The sequence below is a fragment of the Flavobacterium sp. T12S277 genome (genome assembly GCF_048514875.1).
Classification (GTDB): domain Bacteria; phylum Bacteroidota; class Bacteroidia; order Flavobacteriales; family Flavobacteriaceae; genus Flavobacterium.
Genome location: NZ_JBLYEG010000069.1, coordinates 1 through 1,012 on the forward strand (window position 1 = coordinate 1; position 1,012 = coordinate 1,012).

General features: G+C 37.5%; 1 protein-coding gene. It reads left to right on the forward strand.

Annotation, left to right across the window (positions count from 1 at the left end; translation table 11 throughout):
• Positions 1 to 1,012 (forward strand): condensation domain-containing protein (locus ACN1CN_RS22750; protein WP_419137974.1); only part of this gene is annotated, 1,012 nt, incomplete at both ends.

A 1,012-nucleotide genomic window follows, 5' to 3' on the forward strand; every position in this document is an offset into this window, starting at 1 on the left:
AAAAAGAGATATTAACCGTCCCTTTGATTTAAGTGTGGAGTATCCTATCAGAGTTAAATTTTATAGGTTAGAATCCGAAACGGGATTACAAAGAAGGTTCTTGTTGATTAATTTGCATCATATCGCCAGTGACGGTTGGTCTATGGATATTTTTCGAAGAGAATTATTGGCTTATTATCAGGCTTATACTAGTGGAGAGAGCACCTTTGTTTTGCCTTCTTTGGATATCCAATACAAGGACTATGCTGTATGGCAGAGGAGTTATCTTACGGGAGAAGTTTTAGATAAGCAGTTGTCTTATTGGAAGACCAAGTTATGGGGTTATTCTCCTTTGGAATTTCCGATTGATCATGTCAGACCGTCACAGATTGATTACAGGGGGTCTCATGAGTTTTTTGTTTTAAGCAAAGAATTGAGTGATCAATTGCGGTTATTGGCTCAACGCCTTGGCGTTACGCTTCATAGTGTTATGCTTAGCAGTATCAATATTTTGCTTAGTAAATATACAGGTCAGGATGATATTGTAATTGGTAGTCCTATTGCCAACAGGCATCACAGGCAAACAGAGGATCTTATCGGATTTTTTGTGAACACCCAGGTTAACCGGACTATTCTGAGCAAGGGTCAGAGTTATGCTTCTTTGATTGCTCAGGTTCATCAGGATCAGATAGAAGGACAATTGCATCAGGACCTTCCTTTTGAGAAGTTGATTGATGAATTGGGAGTTGAAAGGGATGCTTCCAGACATCCTATTTTTCAGGTTATGTTTGCAGTGCAGAGTTTAGGTAGAGATAAAAAAGATCAGAGTAAAAATAAAATTTATCTCACTCCATTTCATTTTAGTGGTTCTCATGAAATAGAGAAGTTTGATATGTCAATTTTCATTGATGACAGCCATGAGGAGCTTATGGGTTCTGTAAGTTATGCTGTTAGCTTATTTGATAAAGTTACTATAGATCGTTTTGTTGGACATTATAAGCATTTGCTTGCTGAGTTAATTTCAGCTCCTGAT